Origin of the sequence: Kitasatospora sp. NPDC056181, from assembly GCF_042266225.1 — a bacterium.
Classification (GTDB): Bacteria; Actinomycetota; Actinomycetes; order Streptomycetales; family Streptomycetaceae; genus Kitasatospora.
Genome location: NZ_JBHJUK010000323.1, coordinates 1 through 1859, shown reverse-complemented (window position 1 = coordinate 1859; position 1859 = coordinate 1). Strand labels below are relative to the sequence as shown.

1 protein-coding gene is annotated in these 1859 nt (G+C 72.6%); it reads right to left on the bottom strand.

The window, feature by feature from the left end:
* Window positions 1–1575: glycoside hydrolase domain-containing protein (locus tag ACFC1F_RS43255; protein ID WP_376167300.1), on the bottom strand; the 1575-nt coding region annotated here is incomplete at its 3' end.
* Window positions 1576–1859 lie beyond the last annotated feature (284 nt).

Below are 1859 nucleotides of genomic sequence, written 5' to 3'. Positions count from 1 at the left end.
CGTCCCCGGGTACAGCCACAGCTTCCCCGTCGACTTCTCCGTGGCCACGATGTCGTCCCGGCCGTCCCGGTTCAGGTCACCGACCGCCAGGTTGCCCATCCCGTTCCAGCCACCGTTGCCGATCATCACCCGGCTGCCCAACGTCCCCGTACCGGTACCCGGGTACGACCAGAGCTTCCCGGTCGACACCTCGACCGCCACCAGGTCCTTCTTGCCGTTCCCGTTGAAGTCACCCGCCGTCAGGTTCGTCATCCCGGGGTCGTTCACCGGGGCCTTGACGGCGACGTCGACGTAGTTCCGGTCGATGTTGATGGTGGTCCCGCCGTGCGACTCCGTGACGTCCCCGGCGTACTGGTGGACGCGCTGGTGGTTGGACCAGTACCCCGCCGGGATGTAGCTGTCGTTGGTGTCCGCGACGTTGTTCCAGTTCGCGGCCCACGCGACGTCGGGGCGGTCGAAGCTGGACGAGTTGTAGGCGGCGACCATGTCCTTGATCCCGCTGGACGACGAACTGTAGACACCGGAGCGGAAGTTGAGCTCGTGCAGCCGCCCGGTCCAGCCCGACAGGTAGTTCAGCACGTTGGTGCGATAGCCGGAGGAGTAGGCCTCCATGTCGACGTAGAGCACCGTCGCGGTCGTGAAGCCCAGGCCCTTGGCCAGCTTGACGGCGGCCTCCGCCGCGGCCCGGCCCTGGCCCTCGGCGTTCGACGAGGAAATCCCCGCGGCCTGCGTGCCCGCATAGACGGGCAGCAGGTGCCAGCCGGCGCTGCTCTGCTGCGCCACCCACGACGCGGTGAGGTTGCTCTGCGCGCAGACCCGGGTCGGACCGCCGATGTAGATGCCCACGCCCCGGTACGGCGAGGAGGCCCAGTCCGCCATCGCACCGGACGAGGGGGCGGCGCAGGCGTCGAACGCCTTGCCGGTGTAGCCGGTGCTCGGTGTCGCGGACGCGGCCGCCGACGCCGACGCCGACGCCGACGCCGGGTCGGACGCCGCGATGGAGCCGGCGGCGGCCTTCGGCGGCTGCGGCGCCGGGGCCGCGGTGGCGCCGGCGCCCACCGAGGCCGAGGCGAGGATGCGCTGCACCGCGGCCGCCGAGGAGGAGGTGTGACTGGCCGTCACGTAGACACCGGCGCCTTCGAAGGCCACCCGCGCCTCCTGGCCGACGCTGTCGGGAAGGGCCGGGACGGCCTGGCCGGCGGCCACCGCGACCGTGGCGAGGTCGGCCCGCTCGGCCGCACCGGCGAAGGTCTCCACGACCAGCGCGTCCGCCTTCTCCCCGATCAGGTGGGTCGGGCACTTCTGGTCCGCCCCGGGGTGGCCGAGGTAGACGGTGTTCCGGTCCAGCCGGACACAGGTGTCGGGTGCCTGGGCCAGGTCGACCACCGCCCAGCTCGACGGAACCTTAAGCGAAAGCCCTTGGTAGGAAACGGTTTTGACGCTCTGACCTGCCGCTGCGGGCTCGGCCGCGCCGGGCTCGGCGGCCTGGGCGACCAGGCCCAGCGGCAGGACTGCGGTGAGGACGCCGGCCGCCACGGCGAGCGAGGCGGCACCCCTCAGACGGTGGTGAATCACGGAATTCTCCAAGGAGACGGGCAGCGCGAAGCCGCCCGTCGGACGGGGAAGCGGGAGGACGGCACCCGGCAGCGCGGGCCGGGGAGGGCGGGGGGGCGGGGGCAGGGGCGGGCCCGCACGGTGGTCGGCGGACCCACCCCCGGCTTCAGCGGCCGGCCGGGGCCGGCCGGTGAAGCCCGTAGGCGGACTACCAGCCGCCGGAGCCGATCTCGGTGCGGGAGCTCAGGCCGCTGCCGGTGCCCTTGTAGAGGTAGAGCTTCCCGGTCTCGCCCGGGTCGGAGTCC